Below are 20,305 nucleotides of genomic sequence, written 5' to 3' on the forward strand. Positions count from 1 at the left end.
ATGAGCGGTCACGATGCGCCAGAATGGTCGGTCACGATAGACCAGAATCGGTGGTCACGATCGGCCAGAATACCCATTATCCCTTTCCGGAGCAGTGGCGCCCGCTTATCGTAACGATTGCCCTTGTGCTTCTGCTCGTGTTGAGTTGCTGGAGAAGGATGTGGCACGCCAAATTGCTAGTGATCTGGTCGGTGACGCTTCTGTCAGCATTTTTTATGTTGCGCGGCGGGTTGTTTGGGCTCGAACCGGTTGAAACTGAGCGATGGGGCGGACTTCCACTGACTATGTTGTTGTCCATGGTGAGCCTTGGACTCTCGTTTCCTTTGGCTGTGATGATCGCGTTGGGGCGTCGATCCAGAATGCCGATAATCAAGGCACTTTGCGTCTTGTTTGTGGAGATTGTTCGAGGCGTACCGCTCATTTCGGTGTTGTTCATGGCGTCGTTCATGTTTCCTTTGTTATTGCCGCAAGGGATGAGCATCGATGTGCTTGTGCGGGTGCTGGTCGGATTGACGCTTTTTACCGGAGCCTATCTCGCCGAAGCAGTGCGGGCGGGGTTGCAGGCTATTCCGAAAGGACAAGTTGAGGCGGCTTGCGCAATTGGCCTTTCGACCTGGCAGACAAATAGCAAAATCGTCCTGCCGCAGGCACTGCGTCTTGTCGTTCCTTCGATGATGAATACGCTGATCGGGACTTTCAAGGACACCTCTCTGGTGACGATTGTCGGACTCTTCGAACTGACAGGATCTCTCCAACTCTCCCTTGCCGATGCAGAGTGGCGGCGCTTCTATATTGAAGGGCAGCTATTCGTTGCGGCAATTTACTTTGTATTCTGCTTTTCCATGTCGCGCTACAGCCGTTGGATCGAGCACCATTTGAACCGTGGTACGCGCCGCCAATGACCTCTCAACCCACTCAATTCCTCGACAGCATGAAAATTGACCAACCGATCATCGAATTTAACGGCGTCCATAAGTGGTACGGCGACTTTGAAGTGTTGCACAACATAAATCTGACTGTTCGCCGTGGTGAGCGTATCGTCGTGTGTGGACCATCGGGATCGGGCAAGTCGACGATGATTCGATGTATCAACCGGCTCGAAGAGCACCAGCAGGGAAGTCTCGTTGTCGACGGCACTGAGCTGACGGATGATGTGCGCTCCATAGAGAGGGTCCGCAGGGATGTCGGCATGGTGTTTCAGCAGTTCAATTTGTTTCCCCATCTGACTGTTCTTGAGAATCTGACCCTGGCGCCGATATGGGTTGGCAAGGTGTCCAGGCGCGAGGCGGAGGAGCGCGCAATGCAGCAACTAAAGAGAGTCCGCATCGCCGAGCAAGCCGGGAAGTATCCGCTCCAGCTTTCAGGCGGACAGCAGCAGCGCGTGGCGATCGCGCGCGCGCTCTGCCTCTCGCCGAAGATAATGCTCTTTGATGAACCAACCTCAGCGCTCGACCCAGAGATGATTCAGGAGGTCCTGGATGTCATGGTTGAGTTGGCTGAAATGAAGATCACCATGCTTTGCGTCACCCATGAAATGTCGTTCGCAAAGGCTGTCGCTGATCGTGTCATTTTCATGGATCAAGGCCAGATAGTCGAACAGGCTGCACCGCGCGAATTCTTCGAAAACCCAAAAAACGAGCGTACCAAAGACTTCCTTTCCAAAATCATCACCCATTAACGGCGTATGTACTGGCGCCTTGCACATTCAACCTGGAAAACTAATGCGTATCTATAAAAAACTTCAGCAACTTGACATCACGTTGCCGCCGGTGGCGATGCCGGTCGCAGCGTACGTCCCTTTCGTGCAAACGGGTAATCTGATCTTCCTGAGCGGGCAGATCGCTAAGAAGAATGGTCAGGCCTGGATAGGTCAACTCGGAGCTGCGATATCGATTGAGGAAGGTAAGTTGGCGGCGAGGGCGGCAATTATCGATCTCTTGGGCACGTTGCATGTCGCGACAGGAGATCTGGACCGCGTTAAGCGAATTGTCAAACTGACCTCACTCGTCAATTCGACCGGCATTTTCACCGATCATCACTTGGTGACCAACGGCGCAAGCGAGCTGCTTGTTGCGGTTTTTGGCGAGGCCGGTGCGCATGCGCGAGCGGCGCTTGGCGTTGCGCAACTACCTTTCGGCGCCTGCGTAGAAATCGACCTAATTGTTGAAATTGAATGAAGCGTGCAGGATTTGCATGCTGCGCTGTTCGAACGGTGCTGCGCAACTTGCATTTATCTGTAAATAAGATTTCTGTCGCTCCGATCAATACACCGTAGCCGATGGGCAGCTTTCAGACAGCGATCTGACAATGAGACGTCTTTTAAATATCATCTATATTTCACACACAAATGAAGATTCAAATTGATAAGGCATTGAGCTATTGCAAGTCGGTCCTGGTAGCGCTTGGAACCAGCGATTTACATGCTCATATCGTGGCCAGCCATTTGGTTGAGTCTGATACCAAGGGAGTCCGATCACACGGCTTGTTGAGGTTGTTGCGTTATGTCGATCAGATTGAAACTGGCTATATAGATAACCGCGCAACACCGGTCATTAAGATACTGAGCACGGGGCTTGTTCAAGTAGACGCGCGAAGAACGTGGGGAATCCTGGCACTTAACGATCTTGTTCCCGTCCTCGCCGAGAATGCAAGGCTTTATGGTATTGCGGGTGGTTCGGTGATCAACTGTGCGCACACCGGCCGGATCGGCGCATTTACCGAGGCCTTGGCGAAGGACTTCATGTGGGCACAGATCTTTGGAGGCGGCGCAAATCAGCGACTCCGCGAGGTTGCACCTTTTGGCGGAGCCAAGGCGGAGTTCGATACGAATCCCTATTCGATCAGCGCTCCGCTGTCAGAGAACCAAGTCAGCACTATCGATTTCGCCACTTCCGCGACGGCCCAAGGAAAGCTCCTTGTCCACCGGACCAATCGTAAGCCGGTACCAGATGGCTGGCTGATCGACAAAGAGGGAAATCCTTCCAATGATCCGGAGTCGTTCTATGAAGGCGGGGCGCTCCTATCGTCCGGTGCACACAAGGGATATGGAATGGCGTTTCTCGCGGAGCTATTCGGTGAAGCCGCGTTGGGTACGCCGCATGAACTGAACTGGTTTGCCGTCGCTGTTGACCTGAAGCGATTCTCGGCGCAGGAGGAATATTTTTCTCGCTCTGAGAAGTTGAAGAAGAAAATAGAACAGAGCCCACCCGCAACAGGGGTGGCTAAAGTCATGTGGCCGGGTCAGCCTGAACTTGAAACGGCAGAGTCAACATGTGCAAAGGGCTCTATTGAATATTCCGATCTGGAGTTTTCCAAACTGTCTATCCTCGGTTTTCGATTTGGAGTCAGGTTGTGAATGCGCCTTTTACGGGGGGGACTTCACGCATGCGAAAACAGAAATTATTGGAGCGTCAATTCCTTTGTCTCGCCGACTTCGAAAAGGCCGCAAAACGACATCTCCCCCAGCCATTCTTCGAGTACATTGCCGGTGGAGCAGAGACTAACCAATCGTTGCGCGACAATGCGGCTGTCTTTTCCGAATACGGGTTCATTCCGCGCTATATGGTCGACGTCCGACGCCGCGATACTAGCGTATCTTTACTTGGTCGCAAGTACGATGCGCCTTTCGGCATAGCACCTATGGGAATCGCGGCACTGTGGGCTTACCGCGGCGACATTGTGCTTGCACGCGCTGCTCGTCGAGCAAACATCCCAATGATATTGAGTGGCTCCTCTCTTATTGCGCTCGAAGAGGTCGCGCGCGAGAATGAAGATGCCTGGTTTCAAGCGTATCTTCCTGGCGACGACGAAGGTGTCATTCAACTCGTTGAGCGCGCCAGCGCCGCAGGTTATCGCGTGCTTGTAATCACCGCAGATTGCCCGGTGGGCGCAAACAGGGAGAATAATGTGAGGGCAGGCTTTTCCACGCCAGTACGACCAAGCCTGAAGCTGGCCTGGCAAGGCCTGATGCATCCGCGCTGGACCTTTGGGACTTTCTTGAGAACGCTGGCGAGCCACGGTATGCCCCATTTTGAAAACAATCATGTAGGTAGAGGTGTGCCAATTTTCTCATCTACGCTGGAGCGAGATCTGGGCGAACGAGCACACATTAATTGGCGCCACCTTGATGCGATACGCCGACTTTGGCGAGGTCAACTGGTGGTCAAAGGACTGTTGGATGTTCGTGACGCAAAAACTGCGGTAGGCCTGGGAGCCGATGCTATTGTTGTATCTAACCACGGCGGAAGGCAGTTGGATGGTGCTATTTCCCCATTGCGAGTACTGCCGAGAATAGTATCGGCGTGCCCAGAAACTCCTATTATTTTCGACAGCGGACTTAGACGAGGAAGTGACGTTCTTAAGGCGCTTGCGCTTGGTGCCAGGTTCGTCCTGTTGGGGCGGTCGTTCGCCTACGCCGCCTCCGTGGCGGGCGAGGAGGGCGTGATGAGGGCAGTACACATTCTTAAAGATGAAGTATCTCGAAATATGGCACTCATGGGTTTATCTTCTCTCGGCGAACTGAATGACAGTTTCCTTGAACGAATTCACGGTCATGATCTCGGTGTACGGTACAATGTCGACAATGTACACATTTAAGAATTAACTATGGCTCTTCACCTCTCATCTCGATCCTCTCTTGCTGACGGGGTTACCGAAGCCTTGCGCAATGCGATTTTGGACGGCTCATTAAAAGCAGGAGCACTGCTTCAAGAACCAGCGATAGCCAAGGAACTCAGTGTCAGCCGTTCTCCTGTACGCGAAGCCCTCATTCAGTTAGAGCGCGAAAATCTCGTTTTCAGTAGCCCAAACCGTTCAACTGTGGTGCGGCGTCCGACAGCTGAGGAAATTTATCAGATCTATACGATACGTGCGGCATTGGAAGGTATTGCAGCTAGTTGGGCAGCGCAACGTTCCACTCCAAAACTCGTCGCATCATTACGTGACGCAGCCGCGATATTGAATGATCGTCTTGTCGGTGTTGAGCCAAGCAAGAAGGATGCGGCTCGCATGGGGATTGAATTTCATGCGGCGATTGCCGAAGCTTCGCAATCCATAGAGCTACAGAGAGTCCTTCAAAGCCTGCGAAACCAAATACAGCTTGTGATGGTGGGCGGCTTGGCTAGCTTATCGAACCCTCGTGCCGAGACCGTGCACGCAGAACACCTTGAGCTCATTGCGGCGATCGCAGAGAAAAATAGCGGTCTTGCGGAAAAATTAGCCAACGAGCACGTTCTTAGTGCGCGTGACAGGTTGGTACATGCTAATGCTGAGTTGGTTGAATAAGGCGCATGTTTGCGTTACTTTTACCCTCAGTTTCTTACTGAGACGCGGTATCAGCAATTCAACGATTCTATGATCGCAGAGATGAAATCGCCAATGCCAAATAAAGCACGTGGCACGGCAGACCTTACGCGGTAGTCTAAGGACTCAAAAACCTGCCTGACATGGTGGGCCCACGCTATCTGATCCGGCCCATCAGCCTTTATGGTAGGAAACCTACCCGGCACGTAGTTCTATTTGGCCGTCAACAAAAAATGTCTGGCCAATTATGGCTGGCGTTATCGGCGCGGCATGCCCATCAGTAGCAGTATTGCAGCGTCCGCGGTCAACGAAGGGATTCGCTTGGGTTGTCCAAAGAAGCGCCAAATGCGAAGGACCGATAAAGGTGTCCGCTTACCGGTGCAGGTCTGTGCGGTGGTCTTGAACGGCGAGCTGGTTTCGAGAAAAACCGATTCCGCTTCGTTTTACAAACAAGAATAAGGACGCATATCAAACGAACCCCTGGCATGGTTTTCTCCGGCTTTACCTGCACTCTACATCAGGACATCACCCCAGAGTTAGTCCACCCTCTTAGTCCACCTTCCATGATTATGGGAGGTATAGAGGATTGGGTGCGACATAGGCGATTACTTTGTGGTCAAGCATGCTCGCCGGCGCCGCCCGGTTTAAGACGAATGAGGAAACCGCTATTGCGCCATCAAAATTCCATGCAAAAGATTTATCGCCAGCAATGAACCTGACCGTTTGGCCACCCGTGACGTTCACATACTTTGTGTCTGGAGTAATGACGATTGTTCGGAAGGCTGTTGATACTGGTACTGAATCACCCAGAAGATCAATCTTTGGCACCGATCCGGCAAATGTGGAAGCGCTCGCAGTTAACATGGCAAGGACAGCGATTAAGTGTTTGGGGTTCATTTTTACTCTCCAATAAGTGCGGTTATCGACTCCGGACTCAGCGCTCCTGCATGATGGTGGCATCTGGTTCGGCCTTGAGAAGTCTTAGTCGTTTATAAATCCGACTTCGTAAGCACAGTTTAATTCCTATGCTAATCAAGATAAAGGTCAAAAAACACAACATATTATTTCATAAAAAGAAACAATAAAGAGCTTAAAATATATACTACCTACAATTTATGCAATTTTTAAGGCCTTAAAGCTAGGGTTGATTGAGATTCAAGATGGTTCTGACTGAGAGTACGTAAAACCGTGGGATGAGGACAGACGAAATGGGAGGTTGAGTTCTTGATTTATGCAGCGATAGGGAAGACAGCTGCCCCGCCTGTGGTGAAGCATTTATCAAGATCGGCGAAGACGTCACGGAGCAACTTGATGTTGAACCAGCGCGTTTTTTTCTGAACCGCCATCTTCGCTTACAATATGCCCGCCTGCGAGACGATCACCGCAGCAGCAATTCCTGCGGTCATCATCGACGTTGGCTTCGCGGCTCCAGGCTTGCTTACTTGGGTGATGGTGCAAAAATTTGTCGACCACTTCCGCTGTACCTCATGGCGCGATCAGTCACCGCTAAGGCGTGCCGATTGCCAGTTCCACCTTCGCTGACTGGGTCGGTCGCAACGGCGTCGCATTTCAACCATTAATTGATCGCCAGGCAGAACGACTGTGGTTTGGGAGGTGTCAATGCGCCGAATGCAGCCACACTCTATGTGAAAACCACAGAAATTATGGAGCCGCAGGCAAATAAGCTGTGAATAATCTGGTTAGAACTCGTCGCCAATCAGGCCCCTAGGCAACAGCTCCAGATAAGCCGGCACAGACCAGCAGTCTTCTGCGAAGCAGAACATAAAAAAATTAAACATTAGCTGCTTTCCTTTTTTAATTTATGACGTAGTCGGGTTAAATGTTAGGTGTATTTCTCTATTTGTGAGATTGCCAAAAACATGATGAAGCCCGATATAGTCACGAATGTTACACAACTGTATAATAGTCGTGAGTTTGGAGTCGGTCAAGTTTTTTGTCTTTCGGGGTCAAAGCGGGACAAGCATTCTGAGAATTGAAAGTAGTCATTTTAGAGAAAAGAAAAAATGGACCTGACGACTAAATTTGTATCGCGTACTTACACAGTTGTCCAGTATTGAGGTTGCGGCAACGAAAAAAGTCGTTATCAACCAAGCTCTGGTGTTGAAATTTATCAACCAGGATCGAAAAACGACTATATGGCTAAGCACGGAGAAGTTGTTCGCGAAGCGAAGTTACGATGGCGTATACATCCGTGATATTGCGAATGGCAGCTGGGTTCCATCCCCGCTTGCTAGAAATCCGACTTGGGTTGGCTAAGGCGACAAAACCGTATTTCCCCTTGCCCAACTCAGAATTTCAAAAAATACTTGACATTAAATTACTCAGTCGTGTAACTTATACATCTGTGTAATTATGGCTAATCGTGGCGTATTCAAATTTCGCCATGCCGACTCCAATCCTGAAACCGATCAAGCAAGACCGAAAGAAGAACATCGTGCTGAGCGCGGAGAAGCTTTTCGCCCAGTTCGGCTACTACGCGGTGTTGAATCGCAACATTGCAGACGTCGCCGGCGTACCGTTGCGCCTGACGGGTTACTACTTCGGGAAAAAGGAACATCTTTTCGAGGCTATTTTTGAACGCTGGGCACAATACTGATGCATATCGCTGACAAGCGATTAGAGCGCCTTTCCGAAGGCAAGTGCATTGCCGGTGGAGCCGACACGTCCGAGGAGCTGTTTGCCTTTATCTGCGGCGGCCGCGAGATGTTGCAGCTCAAGGGAAGCGCGAACGTGGCTTGCTAGCCGCGCCGCCAGCCAGCACCACACAAGATATCAACAAGGTAGCCAGCTGAGACTGGCACCAACATAGGAGACAGTATATGAAATTCCAATTACAACGTCCGGCTATTGAAGCGGGGTGCCCAAACGGACGCTTCGTACAGGAGGCGCCATGAACAACGTCGCGAACCTCCACATCGACTCCATGCCAGCGGAAACGCGGCATGCCAACGTTCGCGCCAAGGCGGCAAAGCACGCGATTCGCTTTGACCAAGTGGCGCTGGTTCTCGGTGGACACCGCATCATTGACGGTATGTCGTTTGAGCTGAAGGCGGGCGAATTCGTCTGTGTGGTCGGGCCCTCTGGATGTGGGAAAACCACCTTGCTGCGGCTACTTAGCGGACTATTCCGTCCATCCGCAGGCAGCATCAGCTACGGTGACCGACTTATCGAGGGGCCGTCGCCGGAAATCGCAATCGTGTTCCAAGACTATGGCAAGGCGCTGCTGCCCTGGCGCACTGCGGCCGGCAATATCAGTCTGGCGCTGGAGTCACGCGGCATCCCGCCAGCGCAACGTCAAGGGCGCATCGCACAATTGCTGCAGAAGGTCGGGCTGGCAAGCCATTCCGACAAGTATCCAAACCAGATGTCCGGCGGTATGCAGCAGCGCTTGCAGATCGCTCGTTGTCTGGCCCAAGAGCCAGCGGTCCTGCTCATGGACGAGCCGTTCGGCGCGCTCGATGCGATGACAAGACAGTCGCTCCAAGACGAGGTCGCACGCTTGGCAGAAGAGGCAGGCACAACCGTGCTGTTCATTACACACGATATCGAGGAAGCAATCTACCTCGGTGACCGCGTGATTGCCCTTAAGGCGAATCCTGGCCGTGTTGCGGAGATTATCGAGGTCAATATACCGCGCGCGAGGGATCAGCTCTCAACGCGTGAGCACCCCGAGTTCTTGCGCCTGCGGCGGTATCTCTACGACTTCGTCCAAGAGACGCACTGTTGACATCCTCCTGCTCGTAAACCGAAGAGGATTTCCACTGCTGGCGTCTGATGGCGCAGACTGAAACCGGCCGAAGCATAGGCTGGTTCCTTATTCGATCTGCGGGATATCTTTCGACCTCGCCAACAGCGACCGCAGATTGGAAAAAAACGCCGCGGATTGCTCATTCCCCAGCGCGTAATCGCTTACTGATGCACTTAAGGAGCTTAATCGTGAACCAACAATATAGTTCAACACATTTTTTCACCTGGGCGGCTGCGAACGCTGAGTGCCCGACTTCTTTCACTCCCCGTCCTGAAGGACAGGGTTTCTTGGAGCAATTCTGATGAACTGGCGTGCTCTTTTACTTCCGGTCACGGCTCTGGCTGCGGCGGAAGCGCTTTTTCGAATAATGGATCACGGCAGCGATACGCTTGCACCGCCGACGCAGGTTGCCGCGGCCGCTTGGCACGCATTGATCGACGGAACGCTAGTCGACATGACAGTGCAGACACTGAGCGGTGCCGGTGTCGGTCTAGCCATAGGCGGATCGCTGGGCGTTCTGCTTGGCATTCCGCTCGGCCTCTCACGGACTGCCATGGACATCGGCGCACCGACCATCGAGTTGCTGCGGCCAATACCCTCGGTTGCCCTCATTCCGCTGGCGCTGTTGGTATTTGGCATGGGCATCCTCCTCGAGGCGTCGATCGTCGCGTTCGCGACGTTCTGGCCGATGTTGATCCTGACCCAATCTGCGGCAGCGCAGGTCGAACCCCGACTGCTTGAAGTAGCACGGGTCATGAACCTGGGTGCAGCCGCACGCGTAGTCAAGATCGTGCTGCCGGCGATGCTGCCCCGCATGTTCGTCGCCCTGCGACAGGTTGTTGGGATATCCCTTGTCGTCGCGGTAACCGTGGAAATCACCGTGAATCCCTACGGGCTCGGTTATGGACTCATCATCGCACAACAGAACCTGCGCCCCGACCTGATGCTCGCGTTGCTTGCCTGGGTAGGCATTCTCGGCTGGACAATCAACGTGGTGCTGCACGAGCTCCAACATCGCTTGTTCGGGGCCTACAGCGGTATGCAGGGAGGTGGGCAATGAAGCGCAATCCAATGTGGATCCGGTTCGCCGGGATTGGCGTCCTCGCCATGGTAATTGGGCTGTGGTGGCTGGCGTCGACGATCCAACTAATATCCCCTGTCTTCCTTCCCACACCGAAGGCAACGTTGGACGTGCTGTGGGATGGCGTGCTCCATGGCGAGACCGGGCGGCAGACCTTGGCAACTGTCGAGCGGATGGTTTACGGCTGGCTACTTGCCTCGCTTGCCGGAATTCTACTCGGCGCCATTATCGGCGTGTCGCCGACGACGCGCAGGCTGCTCCAACCGACGCTGGAGTTCATCCGTCCCTTGCCTGCCTCCGCCATCATCCCGGTTGCAATCTCGCTATTCGGTCTTACCGAGAGTATGGTGCTGTCGGTCATTGGCTTCGGCGCAATATGGCCGGTGCTGCTCGCGACCGTGAATGGTTTTGCATCGGTCGAGCCGAGGCTGGGCGAGGTCGCCCGTGTGCTTCACATGAGCCGGATCGCATTCATCATCAAGATCGGCTTGCCGAATGCCTTGCCTGATATCTTTGCGGGACTCCGGCTATCGCTGACGGTGGCGCTGATCGTCGCGGTCGTCGGTGAAATGCTGACGTCCCAGCAAGGCCTCGGCCTTGCGATTCTGCTGGCGGCACGCACCTTCCAGTCGGCCGAACTATTCGCCGGGATCGCGCTGCTCGGCATGATCGGCTTCTTAAGTAACTTGCTGCTGCGCACCGGTGAAAGCCGGGTACTTGCCTGGAAAACGAACTAAGAAGCTGCTTCCTGGTGAAGTTCCGCGGTGTATCGTCCGGGTGGACGAGGGCGGTGGCTATGGTCTAGCAATGAATGTGGCACCGATGGCCGAAACGAGCAATTATTTTATCAAATCAAGGAGACAAAAATGAAAATTTCACGCGCATTCGTTACCCTGCTACTCTGGCTATTTGCTTGTACTGCGATGGCGCAAACTAAGATAATCCTCGGCTACACTGGCGTATCCGACTTCACCGGCGCCTTTGTCGCTAAGGAGGCGGGGCTGTTCAAGAAGCATGGGCTGGATGTTGATTTCCAGCTGCATGCAAATGGCTCGAATATCGTGGGGGCGCTGCAATCGAACTCCATGCAGATCGGAGGCCCGACGATCTCGGTCCTATTGCAGGCGGTCGACAGCGGGCTCGATCTCGTTGCTGTCGCAGGCGGCAGCGTCACTTCGAAAACGGCAACCAACTATGGCTTGGTGTACAAGGCAGATCTACCCATCAAGTCAGCGCAGGACCTTGTCGGTCGCAAGGTTGGCGTGCCCGGACTCGGGGGCTTTCTGCACGTGCTGTTTAGGAAGTGGCTGATTGACAAGGGCGTGGATTATCGCAAGGTCACTTTTATCGAAGTCGCCTTCCCACAAATGAATGACGTGCTGCGGGTCGGCGCAGTAGATGCAGTAGTAACGGCAGACCCATTGATGAACCGGATCATCAAGGCGGGAACGGGTAAGTTGCTGTCATATTTTGTACAGGAACAACCGGAAAAGATGCCCGCCATCCTGTACGCGTCGACGCGCGGTTGGACCGAAAAGAATCCCGCCGTCGTGCGCGCCTTCCGCGAGGCGATCGAGGAAGGCGTTGCGCTTGCGGAGAAAGATCCGCAGATCGCGCGCACGGCGATCGGGAAATACATCAAGCTTCCTCCTGAAGTACTCGCCGTGACGCAGATTCCGCCACTGGACCCCGGTTTGAACGAAGCGCAATTCCAGTACTGGATTGATGTAATGCGTCAGCAAGCCATGCTGAAAGGAACTCCTAAGGCGGCAAAGCTGATTGCAGGCAAATAAGCAACGCGTTGACGCCGACCACGATCCTACGAATTTATCGACCGGGGCTCGGTGTTCAGCGCGTCGATGCTCGCACCCTATGGCGTGGTCGCCGGCATCATTGCTTTCAACTGGCCGCCAATTCATACTGGCGGTCGGCAACACGGTGGTATTGAAACCCGGCGATCAGGCGCCACTGACCATGATGCGCATCGTCAAATTGCTGCAGCAAGTGCTGCATGTCGTTCCAGACAACGGACCGACAACTGGAAGGCACTGGCAGCGCATCCGCCGATCAGGAAGTACCCGTTCCTCGCGTTCGGCGATACTGACATCGACAAGGCGCTCGCCGTTGCCGGAGGGCGCATTTTTCAACCTGGGCGAAGTCTGCACGGCGGCATCGCGTCTGCTAGTGCACCGTTCCATCCATGGGGAATTCGTGCGCCGCCTTTGCGACGCGGTAAAGCGACTAAGGGTAGGTGGCGGTACGAGATTGTTTGGTCTGCTGGCCTAAGCGGTATGAGCGTTGCCTGGAGGTCGCATGGATGCCAAGCCAGTCAGGTAGCGTCTCCGGATGCTGACAAGTCATCTCAAACCGTGCCGAACAAATACAACGCAAAACGCCGCCATGACCGCTTGATACGCGATATCCAAGCTCACCGCGGGCGGACGCCCTGTTATTCGGATTTGGCGATCAAGATCGGCTCCATACGAAGGCGGGTATTTCTCCTGCCGCCGCACCAGACCGATGGCTTCGGTTTGGGTGGTCTTATTGGCAGACACATCCTGAAACAATCGAAGCGTTGATTGTTTCAGCGTTGTTTATTTTTCTGTCACGAAGTTTTCTACTTACTGACTTGACGCCTGTTGATGGCCACGCGGGAGGCAACGCCCGATTTGGCAGATTTCTTTTTGAGTTGCGCTGGCATAGCGCGTATACCACCGCAAATAAAGGCAACCAAGTCAGGCCCTTTATCAACCCCACCCGCCCTGCAGACGCCTTTCGACATTCTCTCGACGCGCTTGTCTGCAATGTGCATTAAGAGCGCACCCAAAGACCATTCATAGGCCCAGTAAAGCGATGACTCGTCCCGTTCCGGGAACAGTACTTGCAGTGCGTCGATAAAGTCTCTCGCAAGAGGATCGTAATAGCGTTGGATGACACGCACTGCAATTTCTGATTGTTCCCACATTGTCCTAGCCACCAAAATCAAAAAATTTTCACCGTCTGGGTGGGCTCGCATTTGCACTACTGGGGCGCACCACGCATGCACGGTTTTTTCGAGCGCATCCGGCGCATCGATATGCGCGTTTGCTTCCTTTAAAAGATTCAGGCGTTCGTCGATATTGGGTTTCCGATGCTCGAAAATGGCTTCGAACAAATTGTCTTTTTTATCAAAATAGTAGCCGACCAATCTGGAAGGAACTCCCGCGTCATCCGCAATATCACGGATAGACACGCCATCGTAGCTTCGCATCGCGAATAACTTCTCCGCACTCAGCAAGATGTCTTTTTTTCGATCTTGCTTGATGAATTTCAACACTGGAGCTTGATTGATATCGTCTTTTTTCATTTCGTTGGCCCATGCGTTACACAAGTGAGCAATTTAAGCAGTCAAGGCAGAACCGTCAAGTCCATTTATCCTTTTAGCTAAAATAGGTATTTTCAATTCTTAGAACTTAATAACGCAGGGTTAGTTGCTTGAGAAGATTTTTATCATGAAGATATTTTTGAGCGCCCGCACGCTGTCTCACCATATGCTCACCCATACAGCGACGGGCCTGTTTAGCCAATATTAGAACGTGTGACGGACACCAGTAGTGATTGCAGTTTGATTACCGGCAGAACCGGTTCCATCAAAAATACCGGGATTATTAGTGTTTGAAGCACGTAGGTTTTGCACAAAGGCATACACGTCGGTCCGTTTCGATAGGAAATAGTCGGCACCCAGATTGAACTCGGTCAAGGTACCGATACTGGAGACGCCTACAAAATTAAGTCGGGTATGTATAACGCTTGCCTGTAGTCGCAAAGTAGGAGTCAGAAAGTAATTCACGCCGAGTTCGTAGAGGTTAGCCTTTCTGTTGCTCAGACCGCTAATGACATTGTTAGCCGAAGCGCTTGCCAGAGGTTGCCCGGAGCTCGAGAAATGGCCGTAGAGGCGCGCTGATGGACCAACTTCGTAACTAGCGCCGAGACTGTATGTCTTCAGTGCTATTTGGCCAGGGGTACCTTTGAATGCAGGAGCGAATCCGCTGGTTCCTTCAAGGCTAGTGTCGCTAGGGGTTCCTGTTGCGACGTTTGCTGCGGTTGTGCCACCGAGTTTCGATTGGTAGTAAGCAGTGTATAAGGCGAGTGGACCGTTAACATATTGACCGCCGAGGCCGAGCGACTGGCCGGAAGAGTTACTACCTGCCGTTTCGCCGAAACCATAAATGGCGCTGGCAGTGAAACCAGCCAGGTTCACTGAGTCATAACGGGTCGAGTTATTGGTGCGAGTACCTTCGGTACGGTCCATATAGTGGCCAACACTTCCAACCAGGGCACCGAAACTACCACACGCATTCCAGCGGCATGTGTCAAACAGAACATCAGTTTGGCGGCCTAATTTAATGGTGCCGAAATCTCCACTCAAGCCGATCAACGATTGACGACGGAACAAGTTGGTACCAGTACGGTCTTGTCCGCTCAATGCGCCAGTGTCGACGCCGAATCCGGTTTCCAGTTGGAATATAGCTATCAGTCCGCCACCCAGATCCTCAGAGCCTTTAAAGCCAAGACGCGGGCCTGTCACGCTGCCCGCACTTAATTGTAATTTGCTGCCTGTTTTTGATGCAGAGCCAGCAGGAGTCGCGGCTCTGTTTTCGTAAGCGATACCAGTATCAAGAATCCCGTAGATGGTGACCGCACTTTGCGCTTGTGCTACGCCTTCGATTGTCCCAAGTATCGCCAGTGCAATTAATAATTTTTTCATTTGATGTCCCCTTGTTATCATTATTTAATTCGCCGTATGTCGTCCTTGATGGATACGCTACGGCGATCTCCTCTTATTTATGTATATTCTTTTAGTGGCCCAACGTCGGCATTAAAGCTTTACTGGCGCCCTTCGGATTTCTTTTATTCCCTCTGTAGTTTTGACGCCAAGTGCATATAGGCCAGCAGACTTTCCGTTGTAACGAATTTCAAAAGGAAACTGTGATGGTCGAACAACGTCGCCCAGCCATTCCGCGAAGGCGGACTCCGTTTCGCCAATTTCAATCCAGAGCAGCCCTTGGCCCTTTGCGCTTCCTGTCCCAGGCTCCACAGGCAAACTGGCTACGTGAGGAGGAGGAGGTGAGCCCGGTTTGAAGTAAAGGTTGGGTTTCCCCATTGGCCATGCGGTCATTGCACTGGGAGTTTGCAGTGAAAAGCCCCGGCTACCGTTCATCATTTGTCGGCCGGCCTCTTTTCCGGTCAGGTTTGCATCCACGATGGTATTGTGGTGGGCAGCAAACATTTCCATTTCCTCCATGGTGTCTGCTCGCAGGCACCATCCGATAAAGCAATCTCCATCCATGGTTTGTTGCTCAAAGAATTGGGCGGTCGAATTCTCCTTCTTTAGGATCGTATGATCGACGATGCTCTCAATCTCGATGTATATGTCATCTGAGAGTGGGACTACTTTATGACCAAGTCCATATAGTGGAAAAAATCCGCCATCATAATTGCCCAGTCCGGTCTCCCGACTGAGTCGAAAGGTCGCTTCATAAACGTTTTGCGCCGCCAAACATACATGGTCAAAGTGAATCATTTTGTAAGTCCTTTATGGGAGGGAGAGAATATTTACCTGGCTGTAACGCGTTGCCGAGCATGCGTTTTTCGCTCAATTACCGCGCCAGCAAAAATGATTAGTGCGGCTGCGAGAATAAGCATCACAGCAATGAAAGTCAGGCCAGCGTCATACGAGCCGGTTCGTTGCTTCAACCATCCGATAATGATTGGACTTGTGAATGAGCCGAGGATACCGACAGAATTGACTGACGCGATAACAATCGCCGCAGCACTTGAAGACAGTCCGCGAGTTGGTAATTGCCAAAGCGGTATAAGACCGCAAAGCAGACCAGATTGAAGCAAGGTCAAACCACCCATAAGGCCAAAAACACCGCTCGAAGTCAGGCAAATTGCTATGCCAACCGCACCCAATAAAGCGCCGATAGCAGCGTGCCAAACGCGCTCATTCGTTTTATCCGAATGTCGTACCCAGAAATAACATACAAGCGCTGCAAATATGCTCGGCACTGAGGTCAGCAATCCTATCTGCGGAGCCGAAAGGGTCACACCGACCGTTCGACTGAACGACGAGATTATTTGAGGGGTAAAAATGAGTTGTGCATAGAACCCCATTTGAAGGAAGCCATAGGCTAGCGCGTAGAGCAGAAGGCTGTGATTTTTGAATAGTATTCGAAGGCTCTCACCCACTGAATGCTTCACGCCCCCAGATACCTCGGCAATCGATGCCAGCCAAGCCTTTTGTTCGGGATTCAACCATGTGGCATCAGCCGGAAGTGAGGTGAGATAGCGTGCAGAAAAAAAGCCAAGAAGGATAGGTAGCGCTCCCTCAACTAGAAACATGATGCGCCATCCGGCCATGCCAAACCAACCGTCAGTGTATTGAATGATTGCAGTCGAAGCTGGGGCACCAAGTATCACTGCAAGCGGCAACGTTGTGAAGAAAAACATACGTGCCCGAACTTCCTTCGGAAACCACAAAGCCAGATAGAGAATGAGACCAGGAAAAAATCCGGCCTCAGCGATGCCAAGCGCAATCCTTACCGCAATGAGCTGATTTGGTGTCTGCACAAATGCAGTAAGGGAGGAAATAATCCCCCAGGTAATCATTATTCGGGTGAGCCACACACGCGCCCCGTATTTGACGAATGCGAGATTACTTGGTATTTCAAGGAAAAAATAGCCCAATAAAAATAGGCTTGCCGCCAAGCCGAAGACAGCTTGACTTATACCCAAATCCTTATTCATGGTGAGTGCTGCCGTACCGATGTTGATTCGGTCTAAATACGCGGCGGTATACATAAGGGTGAGCAGCGGAATAACACGCCACATTACCTTACGCAGCGTCGCTCTTTGAAACTCGTTTTCGGGGTCGTAGGACGCCATAGTCATAGGTAACTTTCTTATGCAATGGGATAGTAGAGGTCCAGCAAAAGCGCCTCTAACTTGGACCATGTTTTTATTTTTATTTGAGCCTAAAATGACGTCGAACTCGACAGATTTTTTAGGACCGCGGCAATAAAATTTCTAGCGGTTTGCCATCTAATTTCTTATGAATAAGATGACGTCGTGATTAATTGACATATAAAAAAATCCCTTTACATTAATAAAATTACACAATTGTGTATTACACAATTGAGTAATAATAGTTTGTGATTTTTCAGGAGTCAAGCTTTTTTTTACCTTCAATTCGCGCATGCAGTTTCCCCTGTTTTCAGAAAGGGGCTGTTAAAAATGTGGTGGGTAATTGGCTATAATCATGGCAAGCAGAGTGTTCGGATGTTAAAAATGAGAGAACGAAATCTTGTTGGTCGAGCATATCTGGCTGCCACTATCATTATTTAAAAAGCTGCATCAAGGCTATTCAAATTGAGCGAATAATGCACGATCATTTGGGTAGTCCGCTTGGATGGCTCCTTTAGTACATCCCTGTCGATCAATTTCACTACGCTGAAAAATAAATTGAAGATGTTGCCGAGGCCGACACAGGTGCCAATCGGCGTATTTACGCAGCGTTGCCCGATTCTTTCTTATCGTCCCAGCGTTAGCGATTCGTTGTACTTGTCAAGTGCAAGGACGGCAGCAAGGTGACTTGACTGGCATGTATGAATGCCAGGTAAATAATGTACCGAATAGCCCATTTGAAACGGCCATGAACGCCGCGCGTTAAAAATAATGGAATGCACGTCCTCTTTCAAATACGGCATTTAGGCGCCACAGAGGAAATCGTTGCTATCCGCTCAATAATGTAAGAGCGTCCAAAACGAAGATGGTTACTATCGGCGTAGATTTGGCAAAGAACGTTTTCGAGATCCATGGTGTGGATAGTCATGGCAAAACGGTCTTGCGCAAGAAGCTGAGCCGATCCATATTGCTGGAGTTTTTTTATCACGCTACCACCTTGCCTAATTACAGGAGCAACAAGCAGTTTTGTCTTTGCACCGTGCGCGCGAGGGCTTCGTGAAAGCGCAGAACGCACAGTCCAGCCCAAATTCGTAGTTTGTTGTCTGAGTTTGGCTTGGTCATGCCAAAAGGTGTGGCGAATATGGCAAGCCGACTGCCCGAACTGCTGGAAACAACCGGTTTGCCGAGCAGCTTTCGAGAGTTGTTGCAACCTTGGTATGCGCATCTCAAGGAACTCGACAAGCAGTTACGTAACTTGGCGCTCCAGTGGGTGGATTAATGATTTCTGGCAGCTTGGTCAAAATCTCTTCAGTGCCAACACATGCGCGCATTAAAGGTAAAAAGGCTTGACTCCCTCAAAAGCACAAACTAGAATTACTCAATCGTGTAATACACAATTGTGTAATTTGTGCAGTGAAAGAGACGCTTACTTAAGTTTTTGGCAATCACGAAAATAAAACAAATAAAACAATACGCAGGCCATTTAGGCACTGAGGAGACGAAAATGAAAATACCGACAATGGTTATGCGGCCGCTACGTTGGCGTGCTGTTGAGGCGGTTCATAATTATATAGCCGCCTTCTGCCAGCCGCTTAAAAGCTGCCAGGGCAGAGTCAAGGTCCGCAAGGATTTGACGCACACGACGCGGCACGAGCAGGTTTTGTGGAGTATATCTGCATTACCCGAACAACAGACCGCTGAGATCGCCGGTTCCAAGGCTGCTTGATTACGCTCAGGTCGCGACATCTTGCGAGAATATCTTAGGCCTTGTTCAGTCAATCCGGCCCCAATAATATCCACTGGAGGAAACAATGAAACCAGCACCGTTTGAGTACTTTCGTCCTAAGACGATGGAGGAGGCACTCGCATTTTTAGCACGACACCCCGATGAAGCTAAAGTGATTGCGGGTGGTCAGAGCCTCGTACCCATGATGAATTTTCGGATGGCCCAACCGGCGATTTTGGTGGATATCAATGGACTCAAGGAGTTGGAGTTCCACCAGCGTGACGGGCAGACCATGCGCATCGGTGCGCTTGCTCGCCATGCGGTTCTTCTGGCGTCATCAGTGCTGCGCGAGGCATGTCCGCTGGTCAGCGATGCATATCAATACGTGGCGCATGGCACGGTACGCAACCGTGGCACTCTGTGCGGCAGTCTTTGTCATGCAGATCCCGCTGCGGAAATGCCGGCAGTGATGTTGGCATTGGGCGCAACGATGGTTCTGCGCAGTGCTGGCGGGGAGCGCGAAGTCGCCGTATCGGACTTCCTGCAAGGGCTATATGCCACGGCAGTGCAGCCCGACGAGTTGTTGGTTGAAGTTCGTATCCCCGTGACTGATTCGAGCATGGGTTATTCGTTTCAGGAGGTATCGACTCGCAAGGGGGACTTTGCCATGACCTTAGTGGCCACGCTGCTAAGCATGCAGGGCGGGAAGATCAAGACGGCCGTCATCGTTTATGGTGGGGTGTCCGATCGGGCTATGCGTCTCCAGTCCATCGAACAGTGCCTGATTGGCCAGGTCCCGTCGGAGAGCCTGTTTGCGGAAGCTGCTAACGAGGCAGTTCATAGTATTGACGTGAATGAAGATGTGCACGGCGATCGGGAGTACCGGCGCGATCTGATGCGCACACTGACGCCGCGCGCACTCGCGCAAGCGGTAGCGCGTGCGCAAGCAAGCGCAAGCAATATTTAAAAGCGACAAGGAGACAATGATGACAGCGCAGACGGATGTACTGGTAAACCTGAAGGTCAACGGAAAAATGTATGAACGCCGCATTGCACCGCGAATGCATCTATCTGACTTTCTTCGCAGCGAACTTCATTTGACGGGTACGCATGTTGGATGCGAGCACGGCGTTTGTGGAGCTTGTACGATTTTGATGGATGGTAAAAGCGTGAGGTCATGTCTAACCTTCGCCATTCAAGTGCAAGGGGCGGAGATTCACACTGTCGAGAGTTTGGGAACGGTCGACAATTTACATCCGCTACAGCAAGCATTTTGGGAAAACCATGGTCTGCAATGCGGTTTTTGCACGCCGGGGATGCTAATGACGGCGGCTGAGTTTCTTGATGCCCATCCAAATCCCACGCGGGAGGAAGTGGCGGAAGCGATCTCGGGAAATTTGTGTCGGTGTACCGGATATCAAACGATCATTGACGCAATTATGTCTGCATCTGAAACGATGCGCACGAGTGGAAAGGTTTGATC

24 protein-coding genes are annotated in these 20,305 nt (G+C 51.9%); 19 read left to right on the forward strand and 5 right to left on the reverse strand.

The window, feature by feature from the left end; genetic code table 11:
• The first annotated feature begins 158 nt into the window (after positions 1–158).
• The 7 genes from QN379_RS20185 to QN379_RS20215 all read left to right on the forward strand — a co-directional run bounded on the left by QN379_RS20185 (position 159) and on the right by QN379_RS20215 (position 5,760).
• Entirely contained in the window at positions 159–902 is a 744-nt protein-coding gene (locus QN379_RS20185; RefSeq protein ID WP_323507438.1) for an amino acid ABC transporter permease, read from the forward strand.
• A 29-nt stretch (positions 903–931) separates the two neighbouring features.
• Entirely contained in the window at positions 932–1,678 is a 747-nt protein-coding gene (locus tag QN379_RS20190) for an amino acid ABC transporter ATP-binding protein (protein ID WP_322240562.1), read from the forward strand.
• A 43-nt stretch (positions 1,679–1,721) separates the two neighbouring features.
• On the forward strand, positions 1,722–2,177 hold the full coding sequence (locus QN379_RS20195) for a RidA family protein (RefSeq protein ID WP_323507439.1): 456 nt from the start codon (positions 1,722–1,724) through the stop codon (positions 2,175–2,177).
• 170 nt (positions 2,178–2,347) lie between these two features.
• Positions 2,348–3,355, forward strand: coding sequence for an Ldh family oxidoreductase (locus QN379_RS20200; protein WP_323507440.1), 1,008 nt, complete (start codon positions 2,348–2,350; stop codon positions 3,353–3,355).
• Positions 3,356–3,384: 29 nt separating this feature from the next.
• Positions 3,385–4,596, forward strand: coding sequence for an alpha-hydroxy acid oxidase (locus QN379_RS20205; protein ID WP_323507442.1), 1,212 nt, complete (start codon positions 3,385–3,387; stop codon positions 4,594–4,596).
• Between the two features lie 9 nt (positions 4,597–4,605).
• Positions 4,606–5,283: a GntR family transcriptional regulator gene (locus QN379_RS20210; protein ID WP_322237351.1), complete on the forward strand. Its 678-nt coding sequence runs from the start codon at positions 4,606–4,608 to the stop codon at positions 5,281–5,283.
• A 234-nt stretch (positions 5,284–5,517) separates the two neighbouring features.
• Positions 5,518–5,760 carry a hypothetical protein gene (locus tag QN379_RS20215; protein WP_323507444.1) on the forward strand — a complete coding sequence of 81 codons (243 nt, stop codon included), beginning with the start codon at positions 5,518–5,520 and terminating at the stop codon, positions 5,758–5,760.
• A gap of 108 nt (positions 5,761–5,868) precedes the next feature.
• On the opposite strand, the gene QN379_RS20220 is transcribed toward QN379_RS20215, so the two are convergent.
• Entirely contained in the window at positions 5,869–6,198 is a 330-nt protein-coding gene (locus tag QN379_RS20220) for a CzcE family metal-binding protein (protein WP_322237357.1), read from the reverse strand.
• 386 nt (positions 6,199–6,584) lie between these two features.
• Here QN379_RS20220 and QN379_RS20225 point away from each other — a divergent pair, with 386 nt between their 5' ends.
• From QN379_RS20225 to QN379_RS20260, 8 genes are all read left to right on the forward strand, one after another.
• Positions 6,585–6,881, forward strand: a complete 297-nt coding sequence (locus tag QN379_RS20225; RefSeq protein WP_322240563.1) for a hypothetical protein — start codon at positions 6,585–6,587, stop codon at positions 6,879–6,881.
• Between the two features lie 824 nt (positions 6,882–7,705).
• The gene (locus QN379_RS20230) at positions 7,706–7,918 is read left to right on the forward strand and encodes a TetR/AcrR family transcriptional regulator (RefSeq protein WP_322237359.1); all 213 of its coding nucleotides are present in this window, start codon (positions 7,706–7,708) and stop codon (positions 7,916–7,918) included.
• Complete coding sequence (locus tag QN379_RS20235; protein WP_322237361.1) at positions 7,918–8,064, forward strand: hypothetical protein; 147 nt, start codon at positions 7,918–7,920, stop codon at positions 8,062–8,064. Before QN379_RS20230 ends, QN379_RS20235 begins: the two co-directional genes overlap by 1 nt.
• Positions 8,065–8,212: 148 nt before the next feature.
• A complete protein-coding gene (locus tag QN379_RS20240) occupies positions 8,213–9,049 on the forward strand; it encodes an ABC transporter ATP-binding protein (protein WP_416186821.1) in 837 nt (278 codons plus the stop codon).
• Positions 9,050–9,371: 322 nt separating this feature from the next.
• Positions 9,372–10,130 carry an ABC transporter permease gene (locus tag QN379_RS20245; RefSeq protein WP_323507445.1) on the forward strand — a complete coding sequence of 253 codons (759 nt, stop codon included), beginning with the start codon at positions 9,372–9,374 and terminating at the stop codon, positions 10,128–10,130.
• Positions 10,127–10,888, forward strand: coding sequence for an ABC transporter permease (locus QN379_RS20250; RefSeq protein WP_323507447.1), 762 nt, complete (start codon positions 10,127–10,129; stop codon positions 10,886–10,888). Before QN379_RS20245 ends, QN379_RS20250 begins: the two co-directional genes overlap by 4 nt.
• A 129-nt stretch (positions 10,889–11,017) precedes the next feature.
• Positions 11,018–11,944, forward strand: coding sequence for an ABC transporter substrate-binding protein (locus QN379_RS20255; RefSeq protein ID WP_323507449.1), 927 nt, complete (start codon positions 11,018–11,020; stop codon positions 11,942–11,944).
• Between the two features lie 79 nt (positions 11,945–12,023).
• A complete protein-coding gene (locus QN379_RS20260) occupies positions 12,024–12,437 on the forward strand; it encodes an aldehyde dehydrogenase family protein (protein ID WP_369124731.1) in 414 nt (137 codons plus the stop codon).
• Between the two features lie 331 nt (positions 12,438–12,768).
• Here QN379_RS20260 and QN379_RS20265 read toward each other — a convergent pair whose 3' ends face one another.
• The 4 genes from QN379_RS20265 to QN379_RS20280 form a co-directional block, all read right to left on the reverse strand.
• On the reverse strand, positions 12,769–13,497 hold the full coding sequence (locus QN379_RS20265; protein ID WP_323507450.1) for a TetR/AcrR family transcriptional regulator: 729 nt from the start codon (positions 13,495–13,497) through the stop codon (positions 12,769–12,771).
• Between the two features lie 222 nt (positions 13,498–13,719).
• Positions 13,720–14,898, reverse strand: a complete 1,179-nt coding sequence (locus tag QN379_RS20270; RefSeq protein ID WP_323507451.1) for a porin — start codon at positions 14,896–14,898, stop codon at positions 13,720–13,722.
• Positions 14,899–15,009: 111 nt separating this feature from the next.
• Positions 15,010–15,714, reverse strand: coding sequence for a VOC family protein (locus QN379_RS20275; protein WP_322237636.1), 705 nt, complete (start codon positions 15,712–15,714; stop codon positions 15,010–15,012).
• Between the two features lie 32 nt (positions 15,715–15,746).
• Positions 15,747–17,084, reverse strand: a complete 1,338-nt coding sequence (locus tag QN379_RS20280) for an MFS transporter (RefSeq protein WP_323507452.1) — start codon at positions 17,082–17,084, stop codon at positions 15,747–15,749.
• A 1,132-nt stretch (positions 17,085–18,216) separates the two neighbouring features.
• Here QN379_RS20280 and QN379_RS20290 point away from each other — a divergent pair.
• The 4 genes from QN379_RS20290 (at position 18,217) to QN379_RS20305 (ending at position 20,303) form a co-directional block, all read left to right on the forward strand.
• Complete coding sequence (locus tag QN379_RS20290; protein ID WP_323507454.1) at positions 18,217–18,375, forward strand: hypothetical protein; 159 nt, start codon at positions 18,217–18,219, stop codon at positions 18,373–18,375.
• Between the two features lie 225 nt (positions 18,376–18,600).
• Entirely contained in the window at positions 18,601–18,822 is a 222-nt protein-coding gene (locus QN379_RS20295; protein WP_323507456.1) for a hypothetical protein, read from the forward strand.
• Between the two features lie 85 nt (positions 18,823–18,907).
• Positions 18,908–19,789: a xanthine dehydrogenase family protein subunit M gene (locus QN379_RS20300; RefSeq protein WP_323507457.1), complete on the forward strand. Its 882-nt coding sequence runs from the start codon at positions 18,908–18,910 to the stop codon at positions 19,787–19,789.
• 16 nt (positions 19,790–19,805) lie between these two features.
• Complete coding sequence (locus tag QN379_RS20305) at positions 19,806–20,303, forward strand: (2Fe-2S)-binding protein (RefSeq protein ID WP_416348556.1); 498 nt, start codon at positions 19,806–19,808, stop codon at positions 20,301–20,303.
• Positions 20,304–20,305: the final 2 nt, after the last annotated feature.

The sequence above is a fragment of the Glaciimonas sp. Gout2 genome, assembly GCF_035018905.1.
Classification (GTDB): Bacteria; Pseudomonadota; Gammaproteobacteria; order Burkholderiales; family Burkholderiaceae_D; genus Glaciimonas.

Coding starts and splice junctions, on each gene's coding strand:
- QN379_RS20210 (WP_322237351.1), top strand. CDS start 4,606: ATGGCTCTTCACCTCTCATCTCGATCCTCTCTTGCTGACGGGGTTACC.
- QN379_RS20190 (WP_322240562.1), top strand. CDS start 932: ATGAAAATTGACCAACCGATCATCGAATTTAACGGCGTCCATAAGTGG.
- QN379_RS20260 (WP_369124731.1), top strand. CDS start 12,024: ATGGCGTGGTCGCCGGCATCATTGCTTTCAACTGGCCGCCAATTCATA.
- QN379_RS20280 (WP_323507452.1), bottom strand. CDS start 17,084: ATGACTATGGCGTCCTACGACCCCGAAAACGAGTTTCAAAGAGCGACG.
- QN379_RS20305 (WP_416348556.1), top strand. CDS start 19,806: ATGATGACAGCGCAGACGGATGTACTGGTAAACCTGAAGGTCAACGGA.
- QN379_RS20295 (WP_323507456.1), top strand. CDS start 18,601: ATGAAAATACCGACAATGGTTATGCGGCCGCTACGTTGGCGTGCTGTT.
- QN379_RS20240 (WP_416186821.1), top strand. CDS start 8,213: ATGAACAACGTCGCGAACCTCCACATCGACTCCATGCCAGCGGAAACG.
- QN379_RS20220 (WP_322237357.1), bottom strand. CDS start 6,198: ATGAACCCCAAACACTTAATCGCTGTCCTTGCCATGTTAACTGCGAGC.
- QN379_RS20185 (WP_323507438.1), top strand. CDS start 159: ATGTGGCACGCCAAATTGCTAGTGATCTGGTCGGTGACGCTTCTGTCA.
- QN379_RS20290 (WP_323507454.1), top strand. CDS start 18,217: ATGCCAAAAGGTGTGGCGAATATGGCAAGCCGACTGCCCGAACTGCTG.
- QN379_RS20230 (WP_322237359.1), top strand. CDS start 7,706: ATGCCGACTCCAATCCTGAAACCGATCAAGCAAGACCGAAAGAAGAAC.
- QN379_RS20195 (WP_323507439.1), top strand. CDS start 1,722: ATGCGTATCTATAAAAAACTTCAGCAACTTGACATCACGTTGCCGCCG.
- QN379_RS20250 (WP_323507447.1), top strand. CDS start 10,127: ATGAAGCGCAATCCAATGTGGATCCGGTTCGCCGGGATTGGCGTCCTC.
- QN379_RS20275 (WP_322237636.1), bottom strand. CDS start 15,714: ATGATTCACTTTGACCATGTATGTTTGGCGGCGCAAAACGTTTATGAA.
- QN379_RS20235 (WP_322237361.1), top strand. CDS start 7,918: ATGCATATCGCTGACAAGCGATTAGAGCGCCTTTCCGAAGGCAAGTGC.
- QN379_RS20200 (WP_323507440.1), top strand. CDS start 2,348: ATGAAGATTCAAATTGATAAGGCATTGAGCTATTGCAAGTCGGTCCTG.
- QN379_RS20245 (WP_323507445.1), top strand. CDS start 9,372: ATGAACTGGCGTGCTCTTTTACTTCCGGTCACGGCTCTGGCTGCGGCG.
- QN379_RS20265 (WP_323507450.1), bottom strand. CDS start 13,497: ATGAAAAAAGACGATATCAATCAAGCTCCAGTGTTGAAATTCATCAAG.
- QN379_RS20300 (WP_323507457.1), top strand. CDS start 18,908: ATGAAACCAGCACCGTTTGAGTACTTTCGTCCTAAGACGATGGAGGAG.
- QN379_RS20205 (WP_323507442.1), top strand. CDS start 3,385: ATGCGAAAACAGAAATTATTGGAGCGTCAATTCCTTTGTCTCGCCGAC.
- QN379_RS20270 (WP_323507451.1), bottom strand. CDS start 14,898: ATGAAAAAATTATTAATTGCACTGGCGATACTTGGGACAATCGAAGGC.
- QN379_RS20255 (WP_323507449.1), top strand. CDS start 11,018: ATGAAAATTTCACGCGCATTCGTTACCCTGCTACTCTGGCTATTTGCT.